The sequence below is a fragment of the Bacillus sp. EKM206B genome (assembly GCF_011066015.1).
GTDB lineage: Bacteria > Bacillota > Bacilli > Bacillales > Bacillaceae > Bacillus > Bacillus velezensis.
In genome coordinates this window covers 306,291-325,032 of sequence record NZ_JAAMNL010000004.1, presented here as the reverse complement: position 1 = coordinate 325,032, position 18,742 = coordinate 306,291, and the positions used below count along the sequence as shown (strand labels likewise).

The window sequence follows — 18,742 nt, the reverse complement described above, 5'->3', positions numbered from 1 at the left end:
GGGACGAACCATGAAAAAAACAGTGAATCTGCGCCTGACGGCAGAACATCCCATTATGAAAAACCATCTTGTTCACGGAGAATCTGTCATGCCCGGTCTGGCCTATATTGATATGCTGTATCAGCTGGCAATGCAAAGCCTTGATCTTTCATTCCGTTCCATCTGTCTGAAACGGGTGACCATTTATCATCCTTTATCAGTGAAGCGGTCAGAGCGGCTTGATGTGAGTGTCATATTCAGCAAAGAAAAGGAGTTCTGGACTGCCTCGATTTGCGGGGCGGATTCCGGGACGGTTTTCTTATCAGCGGAGGTGCATGAAGGGGTTTTCTCATCAGATAAGCGCCTTGACGCGGAAGAGAAAAAACAAGTTGCGCTTCCATCAGTCTCCTTGCATACGGTTTACGAAGACGCGAGAAGCCGCGGACTGTCGCATGACGGGCTGATGAAGCCAGAGGGAGAGATCTATGCAAATGAAGAGGAATGTTTCCTTTATATTCGGCAGTCTGATTCATGCCAGGAAAATCTCCCCGGCGCTCTCTTTCATCCCGCGCTGATGGACGGTGCCGCCATGGCCTCCGGCGTATTGCAGACAGCTGCAGGCGCCGGTTTGTTTTTACCGATTTATTATGATTCGTTTATTGCCGCTGAAACCGTTACGGAGCGCTGTTACGCGGTGATTTCGAAAAAATCCGGAACGCCTTCTGAAATGGTGAAAATGGATATTGACTTTTACAACCTCAGCGGTGCGCATATTGCTTCACTGCTCGGCCTGACAGCCAAAAAGGTGCGGACAGACCGGCAGCTGATACCAGGCGTTCAGCAGATGGAGGAAACCTTATACCGCATTTTCTCAACATACGTAGGCCGTCCTGTCACAAGAAATGATGCGCACACCGTGTTTTTTGAATTAGGTCTTGAATCGTCACAGCTTCTGGCCATTATTAAAGACATCGAAGGGGCGTTTGATCTGCGGCTGAATCCGACTCTTTTATTTGAGTGCAGCAGCATATCCGAACTGCTTGAAGACATAAAAACAAAAGGAACAGGTGAATCTTCCGGCCTTGTCGCGGATGCAGCACCGGTCTCTGAAACGCAATCAGTCAGTCAGACATTTACTTTCTATGAACATGAAGCATTCCTTCAGGATCATCTGGTTTTCGGCAAACCGGCACTGATGGGTGTAGTGTATCCGTGTCTGGTGCTTGAAGCATCCGGAGCGTCTCATTCCGGCACGTATCCCGCCGAACTGAAAGATATCCGCTTTACGGGCGGGCCCGTCACGCTGGAGCAGGGAGAGGCCGCACAGATTGACATTTCATTTGCGGCAGAAAAGAGTGCCGAACGCTTTACCGCAAACTGCACTGTCTCGGGTAAAGAAAGCCGGAAGACGTGTGCCGAAGGAGAAATAAGCAGAGGTATAGAGGCACCCATAAAAAAATCGTATGACGTTGAACAAATGAAGGCGCATGCACAAAAGGTAGCACCGGATGTTATTTCCCGTCTGTACGATTCGGTTGCCGGCTTCACGATAGGCCCGATGCTGAAAACGGTAACGGCGGGATACAAAATGAGTGAGAGCTCCTTTTTATTGCAGCTGGACTTATCAAGAAAAAAAGAAAAAGGCGATCTGCGTCACTTTGCATTTGACCCGCTTATATTGAATTCTTGTTATATGTCGCTCGGTGAAGAAGAGTTGCAGCTGAAAAAGCGGATTCACGTCCCGCTCATGATTGAGAGGCTGACGCTTTACGGACCTGTCATGTCTGATACCGTTTATGTGGTGAATACAATCAAACATAAAAAAGACGGGTTTCTCTCATTTGATGCCGCAGTCCTCAGTCATACCGGGGAACAGCTGGCGGAATTGAAAAACGCGTCTGTGAAAGAAGTGCTTCAGCCAAATCGGCTTGAAAATGCGTCTTTTGCCCCGTCCGGGAATCAAAACCGTCCGAAAACGAAAGGAAAACCGCTGGATATTGCCATTGTCGGGATTTCCGGCAAGTATCCGCAGGCCGATGATATCAATGCGTTTTGGGAAAATCTCAAACATGGAAAGGATTGTATTACCGAAATTCCGAAAGACCGCTGGAAATGGGAACATTACTTTTCCGAGGACCGGACGGCGCCGGGAGCGATCTACAGCAAATGGGGCGGATTCATTGACGGGATCGCCGATTTTGATCCTGAGTTCTTTAAGATTTCCCCCCGTGAAGCGGAACACCTTGATCCTCAGGAACGGCTGTTTTTAATGCATGCGTGGATGGCCATGGAGGATGCGGGATATACGAGGACATCACCTGAACTTGGCCGTCAGGTAGGTGTGTATGCCGGTGTCATGTATCAGGAATACCCGCTATTCGCGGCTGAAGCGGGAGTGAAAGGACGGCATATCGGGCTCCCCGGCGGGATTTCATCCATTGCTAACCGTGTCTCCTATTTTTGTGATTTTCAAGGGCCGAGCATTTCGGTCGATACGATGTGTTCGGGTTCGCTGACTTCATTGTACATGGCGTGCCGGGATCTGCGGGATCATCGGATTCGCGCGGCGCTTGCCGGCGGAGTGAATCTCACCGTTCATCCTAACAAGTACTTCATGCTGAGCCAGGGGCAGTTCATCTCATCTAAAGGACACTGCGGGAGTTTCGGCGCCGGGGGTGACGGCTATATTCCGGCAGAAGGGGTCGGGGTGCTGCTGCTTAAACGTTTAGAAGACGCCGTACAAGACGGAGATCGGATTTACGGCGTCATTAAGGGAGCTGCCATTAATCACGGCGGAAGAGCGAGCGGTTACACCGTACCGAACCCCAAGGCGCAAAGCGAAGTCATTTCTCAAGCTTTACAGGAGGCGGGGGTATCTCCGGGCCAGATCAGCTATGTGGAAGCGCACGGGACAGGGACGAAATTAGGCGATCCGATTGAAATCCGGGCTTTAACCGATGCATTCGGTGATGTTCCTGAAACATGTCTCATCGGGTCTGTCAAATCAAATATCGGACATGGGGAATCTGCAGCAGGCATCGCCGCTGTCACAAAAGTGCTGCTGCAGATGAAGCACAAACAAATCGCCCCATCTTTGCATGCGGATGTTTTAAATCCGAATATCCAATTTGATGAAGGGCCGTTTTCCGTCTGCCGGGAATTAACAGATTGGAAACGGATTTCAGCAGACGGAGCAGAACAGCCGCTCAGGACGGGGGTCAGCAGCTTTGGTGCGGGCGGTTCTAACGCGCATATCATTATTGAAGAATATGAGGCTCCTGTCAAACAAGCAATCAGCAGCCAAGAGCCGGCTGTCATTCTGCTGTCTGCGAAAAATGGGGAGCGTCTGACAGAATATGCGGAGCGCCTTCTTGCTTTTCTTCAAAAGAAGCATACGGATAAGCCGGACTTATTTGATGTCGCATACACTTTACAAGCGGGGCGGGAAGCGATGGATGAGCGGCTGGCTTTCATGGCGGACTCTCTTAAGGAGCTAGAGGACAAGCTCAGATCGTATTTGGAAAATGAAAATGCACCGCATCTTTACAGGGGGCGGGCGAAGCGAAATCATGAGACAGTGGCTGTGTTTGAATCTGATGAAGATTTGCAGGAAGCCATGGTCAAATGGCTGAAAAAGAGAAAGTACGGTCATTTGCTGAACATGTGGGTGCAGGGAGTCGATGTGGACTGGAACTTGTTATATTCGGGACAAAAACCCCGGAGAATCAGCCTTCCCGCCTATCCGTTTGCAAAGGTCAGATGCTGGATTCAAGATGAAGCCGAGGCGGTTTCAAAAAGGGATGACGGCAAAACGGTGATCCATCCGCTGCTTCATGAAAACACATCCGATCTGTGGGAGCTGAAATTCACATCCGTTTTTACCGGACGGGAATTCTTTTTCAGTGACCACACAGTCAATGGGGAGAAGGTGCTCCCGGGAGCTGCCGTGATCGAAATGGCCAGGGCGGCCGTTGAGCGTGCCGCATGCGCTGTGCCGGACGGACGTAAAGGACTGTATTTGAAAGATCTCATATGGATGAGGCCTGTCGTTCATAAGGGGACGGATGTAGAAGTCCATATCAGCCTTATCCTTAAGGAAAATGAAGACATTGAATTTACGATTTACAGCCTATCGGAAGAACCCGGGGGAGAACGGATTATATACAGTAAAGGCACCGCGGTATCAGGAGAGATAGCAGCGGTTCCGTCAGTTCACTTAGAGGGCTGGCTGTCCGGCTGCAGCCAATCGGTTATGACGTCTGATGAGGTTTATCAGGCTTTCCGGCATGCGGGTATGATATACGGGCCGAGCCATCAAGGAATTGATCAGCTGATGATCGGAGAGAGGGGTGCTGCAGCCCGGCTGTCGCTGCCGGAAACGGCAGACAGTACCGCCGATCAGTTTGTCATCCATCCGAGTCTTTTAGATGCCGCGTTTCAGGCGTCACTGGGTGCCGGTTCAGATACTGCCGGAGACACTCCGATGCTGCCGTTTTCCCTGCGGCAGGCAGAAATATTTCAGCCGACTCAGAAAACGATGTGGGCGCTTGTCCGCAAACAGAGCGATCGGTCAGATAATGGAGCGCTGACGCTGGATATTGATTTATGTGATGAAAACGGCGCTGTTTGTATGAGGTTAACAGGCTTCTCCTGCCGGGCTGTCCGGCAGACAAACCAAACCGAAAGCAAACGGCAGGAAGTTCAGACGGCGATGCTTGCCCCTATTTGGGATAAAACTTTCTTTTCTCTGGAAGAAAATCGAGCGGTTGATCAAGAACAAATGCTGATCATCGGAAAGCCGGGAAATACAATAAAGGCTGCGGCAAAAATGTGGCCCCGCGCCCATCTGGCGGAGACGCCGGATCATTCAAGCGAGCAAACATTACGTGAATTGACAGCCGGGTATCAGGATATCCGCCATTTCTTATGGATTGCGCCGGATCGTTTCGCACCCGCATCCGTCAGTCAGGAAATGCTTGATGAGCAGGAGAATGGGGTGATTCAATGTTTCCGTTTCATCAAAGCGCTGCTGTCACTCGGGTATGGAAACCGAAACATCAGCTTTACGGCGGTGACCCGGCAGACACAGTCCGTGTATCCGGGTGATCTGCCGCAGCCTGAGCATGCAGGCGTACACGGTTTGATCGGTTCATTGGCAAAAGAATATCCGAACTGGGACATCAGGCTGATTGATGCGGAAGAAGGCAGTGATTCGTCTGAGATGAAAAACATCTGGCGCCTTCCTCCAGATCCGGACGGAAATGCTGCCGCGTACCGTAACGGAGCTTGGCACAAGCAAAAAACAGTCCGGGTGCTGACAAGTTCCGCTCCACGTATGTCGTACAGAGAAGGCGGCGTTTATGCTGTCATCGGCGGAGCGGGCGGCATCGGAGAAGCATGGAGCAAATACATGATCACCCGTTACAAGGCACGGATGATATGGATCGGCAGGCGGCCTAAGGATCAGGAGATTCAGAGCAAAATAGACAGGCTGGCGCTATCAGGCCCCGCGCCGCATTATATACAGGCTGATGCTCAAGATGCCGCAGCGCTTAAAGCGGCCGTCCGTTCCGTAAGAGAGCAATACGGCAATATAACGGGAGTCATCCATTCCGCGATAACGCTTGCCGACAAAAGTATGGCGAATATGGATGAAGCTTCTTTCAGAAACGCTTATTCAGCTAAGGTGAATACGAGCGTCCGAATGATCGAAGCTTTTAAGGGAGAACCGCTTGATTTTGTGCTGTTTTTCTCATCCGTTAATTCTTTCACAAAAAATGCCGGGCAAAGCAACTATGCGGCAGGGTGTACATTTCAAGACGCCTTTGCCCGCCATATCGCTTCCTTGCTTGATTGTGAAGTGAAAGTCATGAATTGGGGATATTGGGGCAGTCTGGGTGTTGTATCAGACCCGTCTTACAGAAAACGGATGGAGGCGTCAGGGATCGGTTCTATTGAACCCGATGAAGCAATGGAGGCGCTGGAAGTCTTACTATCAGAACCGTTCAGCCAAGCGGTATTCATCAAAGCTGCTCCGCACGGCTTAGCCGCGCTGACGGATCAAGATGCAATATCGGTTGTATCCGGCCCGAAGCCTTCATTTATGGAAAGCGTCAAGCGGCAAAATCCGGATCGGAATGACCGGCTTGAGACTTTAAAACGAGAAATGGAGTTGCGCATATGAACAGCCTTCTTTGCAAACTGCTCTTTTACCAATTACAGTCAATCGGGTTTTTCAGCGAGCCTGTCACCACACCTGCAGCATCCATGCGGAGCGCCGGCGTGATCGGCACATACGGCAGATGGCTGGAAGAAAGCTTGAATCTATTAAAAGAAAACGGATATATCGCGTATGACGGATACACGATCACTCTTCTCACGGATCAGCGCCCGGACGGCCGCACAGTCTGGAATGAGTGGAATGCCCATAAACGCCTGCTTCCCAATGGGGAGCTTGCGCAAGCTGAATTGGCCGAGGCGACGATAAAAGCGATGCCTTCCATTTTAAAAGGAGAACGTCCGGCTACGGATATCGTATTTCCCGATTCATCAATGCGGCTCGTTGAAGGTGTTTATAAGCATAATCCTGTCGCGGATTATTTTAATGAAGTGTTATCAGATTCCGCGGCCGCTTACCTGAAAGCCTATCTTACAGAACACCCCGATGCCCGTATCAGGCTGATAGAAGTAGGGGCCGGGACGGGCGGAACGAGCGCCATGCTGTTTACAAAACTGAAACCATTTGCAAAACAGATTGCGGAATATTGTTATACGGACGTTTCTAAAGCTTTTTTAATGCATGCCGAACAGGAATACGGACCTGATGTGCCGTATTTGACAACAGCCTTGTTTAATGCGGAGGAGCCTTGCGAATCACAAAATATCAAAACGGGTGTTTACGATATTGTCATCGCCGCCAATGTGCTTCACGCCACAAAAAATATCGGTTTGACACTGCGCCGTCTGAAAGCGCTCCTGAAATACAACGGGATGATTTTGATAAACGAAATCAGCGATCGTTCTGTTTTTACCCATTTAACCTTCGGGCTGCTTGACGGCTGGTGGTCCTATGAAGATGCTGAGCTTCGGATTCCGGGAAGTCCCGGCTTATATCCAAAATCGTGGGAGCGTGTGCTGCATTCGGAAGGATACAGAGCGGTCTGCTTCCCTGCTGAAACGGCTCATGATTTAGGCCAGCAGATTATCGCAGCTGAGAGTGACGGACTCGTCCGGATGCAAGGGATCAGAGACGGCAGAAAGCCATACGCCGCCCCGGCCGAAGTTTTCCGAAAGCCCGCGCAGCCTGCTTCCCGCAGCCGCGCGCCAGAGGAGCATCAAGCTGTTAAGGCTGATGGGGAATCGGTCGCTTCCCATGTCCGCTCAGTCATCAAAACAAGTATTGCCGATGTATTAAAAATGAAAGAAGAGGATATTCAGGAAGAACTGAATTTCTCTGAATACGGCATTGATTCCATTCTGGCCGTCAATGTGATTAACGAGATTAATAAGCGATTGAATCTTACACTGCAGACAACGATTTTATTTGATTACTATCATGTGAAACTGCTGACCCGTTATATCTCGGAAGAATACGAAACCATCATAGCCTCGTCTCTGAAGGCCGAAAGAGCGAAAATCCGCCCGGCGCTTCAGGAAGAACGGCCTGCTGAAAAACCTCTGCAGACGGAAAGAAAGGAAAACGGTTATCAGAAACCGAAACAAGAACGTATGCCGCCTTCTTTCGCAAAGTCCGATGACTCGGGAATGTTCCGGGTTGTGATTGACCGTCCGGGCGGCATTGAAGATCTGACGATTGCCCGCAGTGAAGTGCCCGAGACAAAAGATGACGAGGTTCAAATAGCCGTCCGCGCCTTTTCTTTAAACTTCGGAGACTTGCTTTGTGTCAGAGGGCTGTACCCGACGATGCCGCCTTATCCGTTCACTCCGGGATTTGAAGCAAGCGGCGTCGTGATCAAGACAGGGAGGCATGTAACATCCGTCATTCCAGGTGATGAAGTGATTGTCGGCATGGGAGAGGAATTTGGATCTCAGGCGAATCTCATCACATGTAAAGAACATCAAGTCTATCATAAACCGGCCCGGCTGACCTTTGAAAAAGCATGCGCTCTTCCCACCGTGGCGGTGACAATGATAGACGCCTTCCGGAAAGCCGGACTTAAAAAAGGCGAAAAAATATTAATTCAGACCGCGACGGGAGGAACGGGGCTGATCGCGGTGCAAATGGCCCGGCATATCGGCGCGGAAATATATGCCACGGCCGGATCACAGAAAAAAATTGAGTATTTGCATTCGCTCGGGGTCCGCAATACCATTTGCTATTTAGAAGAAGATTTTGAAACGGAAATCATGCGAATGACCGGCGGCCGGGGGGTGGATGTTGTCATTAATACCCTGGCCGGTGATGCCTTGCAAAAAGGAATGAATTGCCTGGCGCCGGGCGGAAGATATATCGAAATTGCCATGACTGCGCTGAAATCCGCTAAATCAGTCGACTTGTCCGTCCTTCATAACAATCAATCGTTTCACAGCGTGGATTTGCGGAAGCTGTCCCTTCAAAATCCGGATCAGGTCAAGGACTATCAATTGGAACTGCAGCGGCTGGCGGAAGAGGGAGTCATTCAGCCTGTCATCTCAAAAATCTTTTCCTTTGAAGACATAAAAGAAGCGTATCACTGTCTGGATGACCGCGGAAATATCGGGAAAATCGTCATCAGCGTTTCTGAACTGTATCAAATGACGTATCGCCCCGAACAAAAGGATCGGGTCGATACAGTAAAATCAGCAGCTGTGTTACCTGAAAAAGAACCGATCGCGATTATCGGGATGAGCGGGCGGTTTGCTGAATCGGAGAATCTCCATGAGTTTTGGGAACACTTAGCCGCCGGACGGGATCTGATTAAAAAAGCAGACAGATGGGATATCTCTGACAGCCAATGCCAGTATGGCAGTTTTATAGAGGACATTGAATGTTTTGACCCCGTTTTCTTTCATATATCGGGACGTGAAGCGACCTATATGGACCCTCAGCAGAGGCTGTTTTTGGAAGAATCATGGAAAGCGCTTGAAGATGCGGGATATGCGGGAGACTCGGTAAGAGGCCGGGAATGCGGCGTGTATGCCGGCTCCTGCGGCGGAGATTACCAGGCCATTTTTAAACAGCAGGGGCCCGCGCAGGCGTTTTGGGGCAATCACAATTCCGTCACTCCGGCAAGGATCGCCTATCACCTTAATTTACAAGGTCCGGCGATCACTGTTGATACAGCATGTTCCAGTTCGCTGACAGCCATTCATTTGGCATGTCAGGGGCTCTGGACGAAAGAAACAGAAATGGCGGTTGCGGGCGGGGTTTTCATTCAATCCACTCCCGCTTTTTATCAGTCGTCAAATAAGGCGAATATGCTGTCACCGACCGGACGCTGCCATACGTTTGATCAAAGCGCGGACGGGTTCGTGCCGGGTGAAGGCGTGGGAGCGGTGGTGCTGAAACGTCTTAGCGACGCCGTTAGTGACGGAGATCATGTGTACGGCGTCATAAAAGGATCTGCAATGAATCAGGACGGCGCTACAAACGGAATCACCGCTCCAAGCGCGCTTTCTCAAGAACGATTGGAACGGCATGTCTATGATACTTTTCACATTGATCCGGAAACCATTCAAATGGTGGAAGCTCACGGAACGGGCACTGCACTGGGCGACCCGATCGAATTCGGCGCCTTAACGCGCGCTTTCCGCCGCTATACGGATAAAAAAGGATATTGCGCCATCGGCTCTGTGAAAACCAATCTCGGACATGCCGCTGCGGCCGCGGGGATGGCCGGACTGTTTAAAATCCTGCTGTCGCTGAAGCATCGGCAGATTCCGGCTTCCCTGCATTTTCATCAAGCCAATCAGCATATTCAATTTGCGGACAGCCCGTTTTTTGTGAATGAAAAGCTGATACCGTGGGAACGGAATCCGGATGCACCGCGCAGAGCCGCCATCAGTTCATTCGGATTCAGCGGAACAAATGCCCATCTTGTGATTGAAGAGGCGCCGCAAACCGTGCGCCGGTCGCCGGCAAAACCAGCCTGCCTCATTCCTTTATCTGCGCGGACGGAGCGTCAGCTGGAAATTCAGGCAGAACGCCTGCTGGATTCACTCAGCAAGAACAAAGACAGCGATCTGGGAAATATAAGTTATACGCTCCTGCTCGGCAGAAAGCATTTACATCACCGGTTTGCCTGTATCGTCAGCAGTGCGGACGAACTGAAGCGGGTATTATCGGAGTGGCTTGTAAAAAGAGAGCTTCCGGGTGTGTTTGTGTCCAATTTGAAGGATCAGAAGCCGGCAGAAGAAGCCGGAATGAAAACATTCGGAATGGAATGCATTGAACAGTGCCGCTCGGCAACTTCGCCCGCGCAGTACAGAGAAAGCCTGGCACATATCGCTGACCTTTTTTGCAGAGGGTATGATCTTCCTTTTACACGGCTTTTTGACGGAGGACAATATTATAAAACGCCGCTGCCTGCCTACCCGTTTTTAAAAGAAAGGTATTGGGCGGCTGATGTAAACAGTTCTTTACCAGGACAGGCCATGAAAAAGTCTGAAACGCAAACCGTTCTCCCGTCTTCGCCACAGCCTGAACATGAAGGGCTGATTTCTCTGAGTCCTTTAACTGAGATCGAAATGACAGCGTTTGAACCGGAGACATTGCAAAAACCGATCGTGTTACAGCCTTTGGATTGTACTGTTTCTGTCCAGCAGCCAGAAAAAGCCGTTTCCGAAGACAATAGAACATTGCTTGAAGAATTGAGGATAAGCCTGGCAGATATTTTATTTTTATCACCGGAAGATATTGATGCTGATGAGCCTTTCATCGACATGGGGCTTGACTCCATTATCGGGGTTGAATGGATACAATCAGTAAATAAAACGTACCACACTGAGATTACTGCCAATAAGGTGTATGAACACCCGACGCTTGAAGAGCTTGCGGAATATATAGCGGGACAAATAAAGAAACCCGAGTATGCTGAAGCGGAGGAAACAGCTGTACGTCCGCAAATCCCGGAAGCAGAAACTCCCCTTGCCGGCATCTCTGACGGCACTTTGCGCAAAGAGCTCAAAGAAAGCCTTGCGGACATCCTGTTTCTGAAGCCGGAAGATATTGATGAGCATGAGGCATTCATTGAGATGGGGCTGGATTCTATTATCGGTGTGGAATGGGTTCAGTCCATTAATAAAACCTATCAAGCGTCTATTACGGCAAATCTGGTCTATGAATATCCGACAATCGCAACATTAGCCGGGTATCTGACCGGTTCTGTCCAAAAAGACACCGAGGAAGTACATGGGGAACATACGAAACAAAACGATATATCAGAAGAGACAGATGATCAAGAACCGCCCGAGCTGATCTGTCTTAACCCGGGTGGAAAGGGAAGACCGATTTTCTGGTTTCATTCCGCGCTGGGGGCAGTGGAGCTGTACCAGCCTGTTGCCGAACGGACCGGGCGTCCTTTTTACGGAATTCAGGCAAGAGGGTGGATGACAGACCGGGAACCGATCCGCGGCATTAAAAAAATGGCGGAATATTACGTTAAGCTCATACGTACCGTGCAGTCCCGGGGTCCTTACGATGTGGGCGGCTATTCATTAGGGGGCATGCTCGCTTATGAAGTCACCCGGCAATTGCAGCTGGCTGGAGAAACCGTTGAGTCAATCGTCATGCTCGACTCCTTTGACTCAGCGGGTGCGCGGGAAATAAACATTCCTGATGAATTATTTGATAAAAATATGATGCTACAGACGGTGAACATGGCTTTATTTGCACCAATCTATCAACATCCGGAACGCATTTCTGAAACCTTGATTCATCGTGATGAACTGAATGCCGATCTTCATGAAGACATATTTTTAGAGCAATTAATCGCAAAAGCCAAACAGCGGGGGTTAACGAAGACGGACGCGTTGGTGAAAAATCTGATCAGGCAGAATATAAATGTTCAGGACGCTTACGAAATCACTGATTACGAACTCCTGCCGCTTCCGGATCCGAACGGGGTGACATGCTATTATTTCCGAAATAAAAACGGTATTTTCTTGGGTGAGCTTGATCCGTATTTTACAATCAGGGCTGATATTTTATCCGCTGATTTCGTCAACTATTGGAGCCAGTGGGAAGAGCATATGACAAACATCGCCATCATGGATGTGGCCGTATCCAATCATATGACGTTATTGGCTGAAGACAGCGCAGCCGAAACGATTTCTGAATTTTGCGGCGTTTTATATTCGGCAGACGGAATGACAGAATACAGCTTTCTGCAGCTGCAGGAAAAGATACTGAATGTGCATGGTGAGATGCTGAAGCAGCCCGCCAAAACAAGACCGTAAATTCACATATCCGCCCGCCGGGTTTACTCGTAAGCTTTGGCGGGTCATTTCAAATCTTGATCACATCTTGGAGGAATGAAAATGACCAGTTTAACAAAAATCAGACAGCAGCAGCCGTACAAGTGGTACCAAACGATGAGAGAAACCTCTCCCGTTCATTACAATGAAAAGGAAGATTGCTGGGAAATCTTCACCTATGATGAAGTGAAGCGGGTGATTTCTGACTACAGTCATTTTTCTTCCGATCATAAATACTTAAGTGCGGACAAGCAGGAAAAAATGATCCGGCATATTAACAAAGACAGCCTTTTGAAAATGGACCCGCCCGAACACACCGTCTTCAGAAAATTGGTCAATCAGCCGTTCATGCCGAAATCGGTTGAGTCTCTTGCACCGCGTATAGCCGCTATCGCTGATGACCTGCTTCAGGCCGTCCGTTCAAAAGGCAGGATGGACATTATTGAAGATTACGCATTTCCGCTTCCGATTATCGTGATCGCAGAGCTTTTAGGATTTCCTCCGAAAGACAGAGATATCTTTAAAAACTGGGTCGACCAAAGCCAGAATGTAAAAGATGAAAAGAAAATGAATGAAGTGCAAAAGCAGATGATCGGATACTTCATGCAGTTTATTTTACAGCGGAGAAAACAGCCGCAAAATGATTTAATCAGCCATTTAATTTCAGCTGATTTAGACGGAGAGCCGCTGTCAGACAAGCAATTAATCGGTTTTTGCGGCTTGTTGATCGTCGCGGGGCACGTAACGACGGAAAATGTGATCGGAAATTCATTTCTCAGTCTCAAGGAGTTCCCGCACATTCTGCCCCGGCTGCTTGAAAACAAGGCGCTCCTTCCTGACTTTATTGAGGAAGTCATCCGCCTCAGACCTTCCATTCAGCGGGTAACCCGCTACACTGCGGTTGAGAGCGAGATTGGCGGAAAAACGATTCCGGCCGGAGAAAAAGTGTATGCGTGGATTGGATCGGCGAACAGAGATGAAAAGAAGTTTGAAAATGCCGATCAGATTGACTTGGGACGAAAACCGAATCAGCATCTGTCATTCGGTCAGGGCAGCCATTATTGTTTAGGAGCGCCGCTGGCCCGGCTTGAAGCGAAAATCGCGCTTTCCCACTTTTTTGAACAGATGCCCGCATGGCGTTTTACTGAGGATCAAGAGCCGAATCTGGTTCCGAGCCCTGTATTTCACGGCGTTGACAGGCTGCTTGTTGAGTTTTGAACGGAAAAATAAAAGAGGCTTCCACAGGAAGCCTCTTTACTCTGGGGGCTTGGAGAAATGAATGTAGGAATCGAAGCAATGAATGTGTTTGGCGGAACCGCGTATGTAGACGTCATGGAGCTTGCGGAACATCGGAACTTGGATAAAAAAAGGTTTGAGAACCTGCTGATGAAAGAAAAAGTGGTGGCGCTTCCGTTTGAAGATCCGATTACGTTCGCCGTAAATGCCGCAAAACCGATTATCGATTCTCTGTCAGAAGAGGAACGGAATCAGATTGAAATGGTCATCACCTGTACGGAATCCGGGATTGATTTTGGCAAATCCATCAGTACATACGTCCATGATTATTTGCAGCTGAAGCGGAATTGCCGGTTATTTGAGGTGAAACAGGCTTGCTATTCTTTAACGGCCGGGTTTCAAATGGGCGTGAATTTCATCTTATCGCAAACATCGCCGGGAGCGAAAGCGCTCATCATCGGAACGGATATTTCCCGCTTTTTAGTGGCTGAAGGCGGTGACGCGTTGACGGAGGAGTGGTCCTATGCCGAACCGAGTGCGGGGGCGGGAGCTGTGGCGCTTTTAGTCAGCAGCACCCCTCATGTCTTTTTGCTTGATCAAGGCGCAAGCGGGTATTACGGGTATGAAGTCATGGATACCTGCCGCCCGATTCCGGATAGTGAAGCGGGGGATGCTGATCTGTCGCTCATGTCTTATTTGGACTGCTGTGAAAAATCATTTCAGGAATACCGAAAGCGTGTGAGCGGGGCGGATTATAAGAATACATTTCAATACCTTTCTTTTCATACTCCGTTTGGCGGAATGGTAAAAGGAGCGCATCGGACGATGATGAGAAAATTGGCAAAGGCTAAGCCGCAAGACATTGAAGCGGATTTTCAGCAACGCGTGCTGCCTGGGATTCAATACTGTCAGCGCGTCGGCAACATCATGGGGGCCACCGTATTTTTATCTCTTGCCAGCACGATTGATAACGGCTCTTTTGAAACGCCGAAACGCGTCGGCTGTTTTTCATACGGTTCGGGCTGCTGCTCTGAATTTTACAGCGGTGTCGTTATGCCGCAAAGCCGTACGCGGCAGAATCAATTTCAGATCAGCCGGCATTTGGATGAACGCGTCCGTTTATCGATGGCTGATTACGACCGGCTGCTCCAAGACAGCGGTATCGTAAAATTCGGCACTAGAAATGCCGCGCCCGCAGCAGACATCCCGAATGCGCATCAAGGAAAAACGCGATTGGTGCTGACTGAAATAAAAGAGTTTCACAGAAAGTATGAATGGACGACCTAGTATCAGGAACACTCAGAGCCGGAAAGGCTTGAGTATTTTTAAAGAAACGGAGAATAAACATGAATCCAATGATTGATGTACAGGAAACAGAACCGGGCATTGTGCAGGTCACAATGCAGGATACGGCCGGGAAAAACGGGTTGTCAGAAGAGTTTGTCAGAGAGCTGCACCGGGTATTCCAAGACATCAATGCCCACCCGTCCTATAAAACCGTCCTTCTGACGGGTTACGGAAATTATTTCTGCACGGGAGGAACGCAGGAGGGGCTTTTGACCATTCAGAGCGGAAAGCTCCAATTTACAGATTTAAAGCTTCACAGTCTTTTATTGGATTGCAGGATCCCTGTGATTTCCGCCATGCAGGGGCATGCGATTGGAGCCGGCTTTACGATCGGTCTGAGCTCGGATTTTGTGATTTTAAGCAGAGAGAGTTTTTATTCTTGTAATTATATGAAGTACGGATTTACACCGGGAATGGGCGCGACGTATATTGTGCCTGAAAAACTGGGAATTGTCCTCGGGGAAGAAATGCTGTTTACTGCCGCGAATTTCAGCGGCGCCGCTCTGGAAAAACGGGGAGTTCCGTTTGAAGTGCTGCCGAAAAAAGACGTCCTTCAAAGAGGCCGCGAATTAGCCCGGCTGCTGGCGGATAAACCGAGAGCCTCACTGGTTGCGCTGAAAACCAATGTGACCGCACGGATCAAAAGAGAGCTGACAAAAGCGGTTGAGGAAGAGGTGAACATGCACGAAGCCACATTCCATCTTCCTGAAGTAAAAGAGAGAATCAGCCGCTTATACGGCAGTTAAATAGAATGAAAAAAGCATGGGAAGCCCCATGCTTTATCACTGGTCCGTCTTTTGCAGAACGGAGCCTGCGAATTGTTCTTTAATTTCGGCGCTCCGGGCTGCGGTTTCTGCGATGCAGTGCATGATGGCTTCTTCAAAGCGGCGCTCTTCTAATGCGCGAAGGCCTGCTTCAGTCGTGCCGCCCGGGCTTGTGATTTCCTTGCGCAGGCGTTCAGGCCGTTTGCTGCTTGTTCTGAGCATTTCCGTCGCCCCGGCCATGGTTTGTAAAATCAGCTCTTTTGCCGTTTCTTCCGGCAGGCCGGCTTGAAGGGCGGCCTTTTCCATTGCTTCGACATACCGGTACACATAGGCGGGACCGCTTCCGGCAATGGCTGTGACGGCGTCAAGGTGTTTTTCTTCAAAGCGCGTCGCTTCTCCGATTGTTTCCAGAAGCTCTTTTGCCGTCCGGATTTCAGCTTCACTCGCCTCGGAGCTTGCGGAAAAACCGGTCGCCGATTGCTGAATGGCCGCGGATGTATTCGGCATCGCCCGGATGATGGTGAGCTTTCTGCCGAAATATTGCTGAATCGTGTGAATCGTCAGCCCTGCGATGACAGAAATCACAAGCTGATCTTTCACGTATTCGCGAATGTTCTCAATGCTTTCTGCCGCATCTTTCGGTTTAAAGGCGAGAACGATAATGTCGGTATTGCTGAAAAACTCTTCTTTATCCCGGCACGGTTTCACTCCGTACGTTTTTTGGAGCTCTTCAAGCCGGCTGTCATTTGACCGGTTTGTCATATATATATGTCCGGGGGCTGTCATCCCGCTTTGCAGCAGTCCGTTCACCATTGCTTCCGCCATTGATCCGGCCCCGATAAAACCGATTTTCTTCATATAAATCCTCCTTCTTCTCAAAACACAAAAAAACCTTCCCGTCAAAAAGGACGAAAAGGTTTCGCGGTACCACCTTACATTAGCACGAATCAGCCGTGCTCAGCTCAAATCCCGTAACGAGGGGATACGTTTAGGTTTTCCTAACCGCTCTGAGGGCAGGTTCTGTAAACAAGAGGGCCGCAATGTCTTTCAGCCGGGGACATTGCTCTCTGCTGCCGTTGTTTATATACTAGTTCCTCGTCATCGCGTTCCGTGTTTTCTAGTTTGTTGTTCATTATGCTATGCGCAAGAGCGGGATGTCAATCTTTTTTTCCGATATGCGGCAATAATGACACAGTGAAAAGAAAACGCTAAAATATGATTATTCAGGAATGAAAAGAACGAAGGAGCGTAAACATGGCAGCGAGAAAGATCATTCCGATACGTGTGCCGACTCCGTTTGCAGTCGGCGACGTTATCGTTTATTTAGTAAAAGATGAAGCCCTAACCCTTATTGATTGCGGCCCGAATACAAAGGAAGCGGCTGAATCGCTCTCATTTCAGCTTAAGGAACACGGGGTTTCTGCGGCGGATATAGAACAGGTGGTGCTCACTCATCATCACGCAGATCATTCAGGTCTGCTGCACCTTTTTTCCGATGATGCGGAAGTAATAGGGCACTCGCTGAATGACAGGTACATTACTCAGGATCAGTCGTATATCGCCCGGCAGGAGGACTTTTTTCTGTCGCTTATGACTGAAATGGGCGTTCCTCTGACGCCTGAAGACATACATAAAACAGTTAAGCTGTCATACTTATTTTCTGCAAACCGTCCGTTAACGAAAACAGTGAGGGAAGGCGGAAAAATTGACGGGCTTAACGGCTGGACGGTGCTCGAAATCCCGGGTCATGCCGCTTCTCACATTGCGCTCTACCATGAAAAAAGCGGTGAAATGTTCAGCGGCGATCTGCTTTTGTCCAACAGCTCCACCAATCCGATTCTGGAAGCTCCGGAAAAGGGGGGCGTGCGCGCGGCCCCGATGCTCGACTACTTGAACTCAATGAAGCGGCTGTATGACGTAAACCCGTCCTTTTTATATCCGGGACACGGCGATCTGCTGACAGACGTAAAGCCTGCTTTTGACAGGCGGCTTGAAAAACTTAGAAGTCGGTCGGAATATGTGCTGCGCCTGTTGTCAGAGGAAACACTGACGGCTTTCCAGGTATGCCGGCGGCTGTTTCCGGCTGTGTATGAAAATGAATTGTTTTTAACGATGTCAGAAACGATCGGCCATCTTGACGTGCTGGCCGCCGAAGGGAAGGCTGTATCGTTTCAGTCGGGGAACACTCTGAAGTTTAAAGCTGTGAAGGGGTGAAGGAAATGAGCAGATTAACGGATAAGCGGATTTGGATCACCGGAGCATCAGGCGGACTCGGAGAACGGCTTGCATATTCTTGCGCGGCAGAAGGGGCTCATGTTTTTTTATCCGCCAGGCGGGAGGACCGCTTGCAGGAAGTGAAAAAGACGATTACCGCGCGCGGCGGACAGTGTGATGTCGTTCCGTTTGACGTCCGGCATGCAGAAGAGGCTGAAAACGTAAGGCGTTTGATCGGTCATGTTGACGTATTAATCAACAACGCCGGCTTCGGCATTTTTGAAACGGCCGCTGATTCATCTTTGGATGATATGAAGGCAATGTTTGAAGTCAACGTCTTCGGATTAATCGCCTGTACGAAGGCCTGTCTTCCTGTGATGCTTCATGCGAAAAGCGGCCATATTATCAATATCGCCTCACAGGCCGGCAAATTGGCGACGCCGAAATCAAGCCTTTATTCTGCAACGAAGCACGCCGTGTTAGGGTATTCCAATGCGCTGCGGCTTGAGCTGGCCGGTACGGGTGTAGCCGTGACAACGGTTAATCCCGGTCCGATCAAAACAGACTTCTTTACAATTGCAGATAAAGAGGGCGGTTATGTGAAAAGCGTCGGCAGATGGATGCTTGATGCCGACCATGTGGCAGAGCGCATTACATCCGTGATTCTGACGGATAAACGGGAAATGAATCTTCCGCGATGGATGAGCCTCGGGACGAAGCTGTATCAGCTTTTCCCATCGTTTACAGAAAAACTGGCCGGCCGCGCATTAAAGAAAAAGTAACAAGGG

The 18,742-nt window shown here is 49.6% G+C and carries 8 protein-coding genes; 7 read left to right on the top strand and 1 reads right to left on the bottom strand.

All coding sequences use genetic code 11. From position 1 onward, the window contains the following. Positions 1–10: 10 nt before the first annotated feature. The 5 genes from G9F50_RS10650 (at position 11) to G9F50_RS10630 (ending at position 15,722) form a co-directional block, all read left to right on the top strand. Positions 11–6,163: a type I polyketide synthase gene (locus tag G9F50_RS10650; RefSeq protein ID WP_060562010.1), complete on the top strand. Its 6,153-nt coding sequence runs from the start codon at positions 11–13 to the stop codon at positions 6,161–6,163. Then, on the top strand, positions 6,160–12,375 hold the full coding sequence (locus tag G9F50_RS10645; protein ID WP_165406541.1) for a beta-ketoacyl synthase N-terminal-like domain-containing protein: 6,216 nt from the start codon (positions 6,160–6,162) through the stop codon (positions 12,373–12,375). The genes G9F50_RS10650 and G9F50_RS10645 overlap by 4 nt, the downstream gene beginning before the upstream one ends. A gap of 81 nt (positions 12,376–12,456) precedes the next feature. Next, positions 12,457–13,611 carry a cytochrome P450 gene (locus G9F50_RS10640; RefSeq protein WP_060562012.1) on the top strand — a complete coding sequence of 385 codons (1,155 nt, stop codon included), beginning with the start codon at positions 12,457–12,459 and terminating at the stop codon, positions 13,609–13,611. A gap of 57 nt (positions 13,612–13,668) precedes the next feature. Next, entirely contained in the window at positions 13,669–14,916 is a 1,248-nt protein-coding gene (locus tag G9F50_RS10635) for a hydroxymethylglutaryl-CoA synthase family protein (RefSeq protein WP_007409381.1), read from the top strand. Positions 14,917–14,975: 59 nt separating this feature from the next. Continuing rightward, positions 14,976–15,722, top strand: coding sequence for a polyketide synthase (locus G9F50_RS10630; protein ID WP_015240152.1), 747 nt, complete (start codon positions 14,976–14,978; stop codon positions 15,720–15,722). A gap of 36 nt (positions 15,723–15,758) precedes the next feature. Here the strand turns inward: G9F50_RS10630 and proC are convergent, their stop codons facing one another. Next, positions 15,759–16,598: a pyrroline-5-carboxylate reductase gene (gene proC / locus G9F50_RS10625; protein ID WP_012117916.1), complete on the bottom strand. Its 840-nt coding sequence runs from the start codon at positions 16,596–16,598 to the stop codon at positions 15,759–15,761. A gap of 396 nt (positions 16,599–16,994) precedes the next feature. Between proC and G9F50_RS10620 the strand changes: the two genes are divergently transcribed. Together G9F50_RS10620 and G9F50_RS10615 are read left to right on the top strand one after the other, a co-directional pair. Continuing rightward, the gene (locus tag G9F50_RS10620) at positions 16,995–17,954 is read left to right on the top strand and encodes an MBL fold metallo-hydrolase (protein ID WP_060562013.1); all 960 of its coding nucleotides are present in this window, start codon (positions 16,995–16,997) and stop codon (positions 17,952–17,954) included. A gap of 5 nt (positions 17,955–17,959) precedes the next feature. Then, the gene (locus G9F50_RS10615; protein ID WP_032870129.1) at positions 17,960–18,736 is read left to right on the top strand and encodes an SDR family NAD(P)-dependent oxidoreductase; all 777 of its coding nucleotides are present in this window, start codon (positions 17,960–17,962) and stop codon (positions 18,734–18,736) included. Positions 18,737–18,742 lie beyond the last annotated feature (6 nt).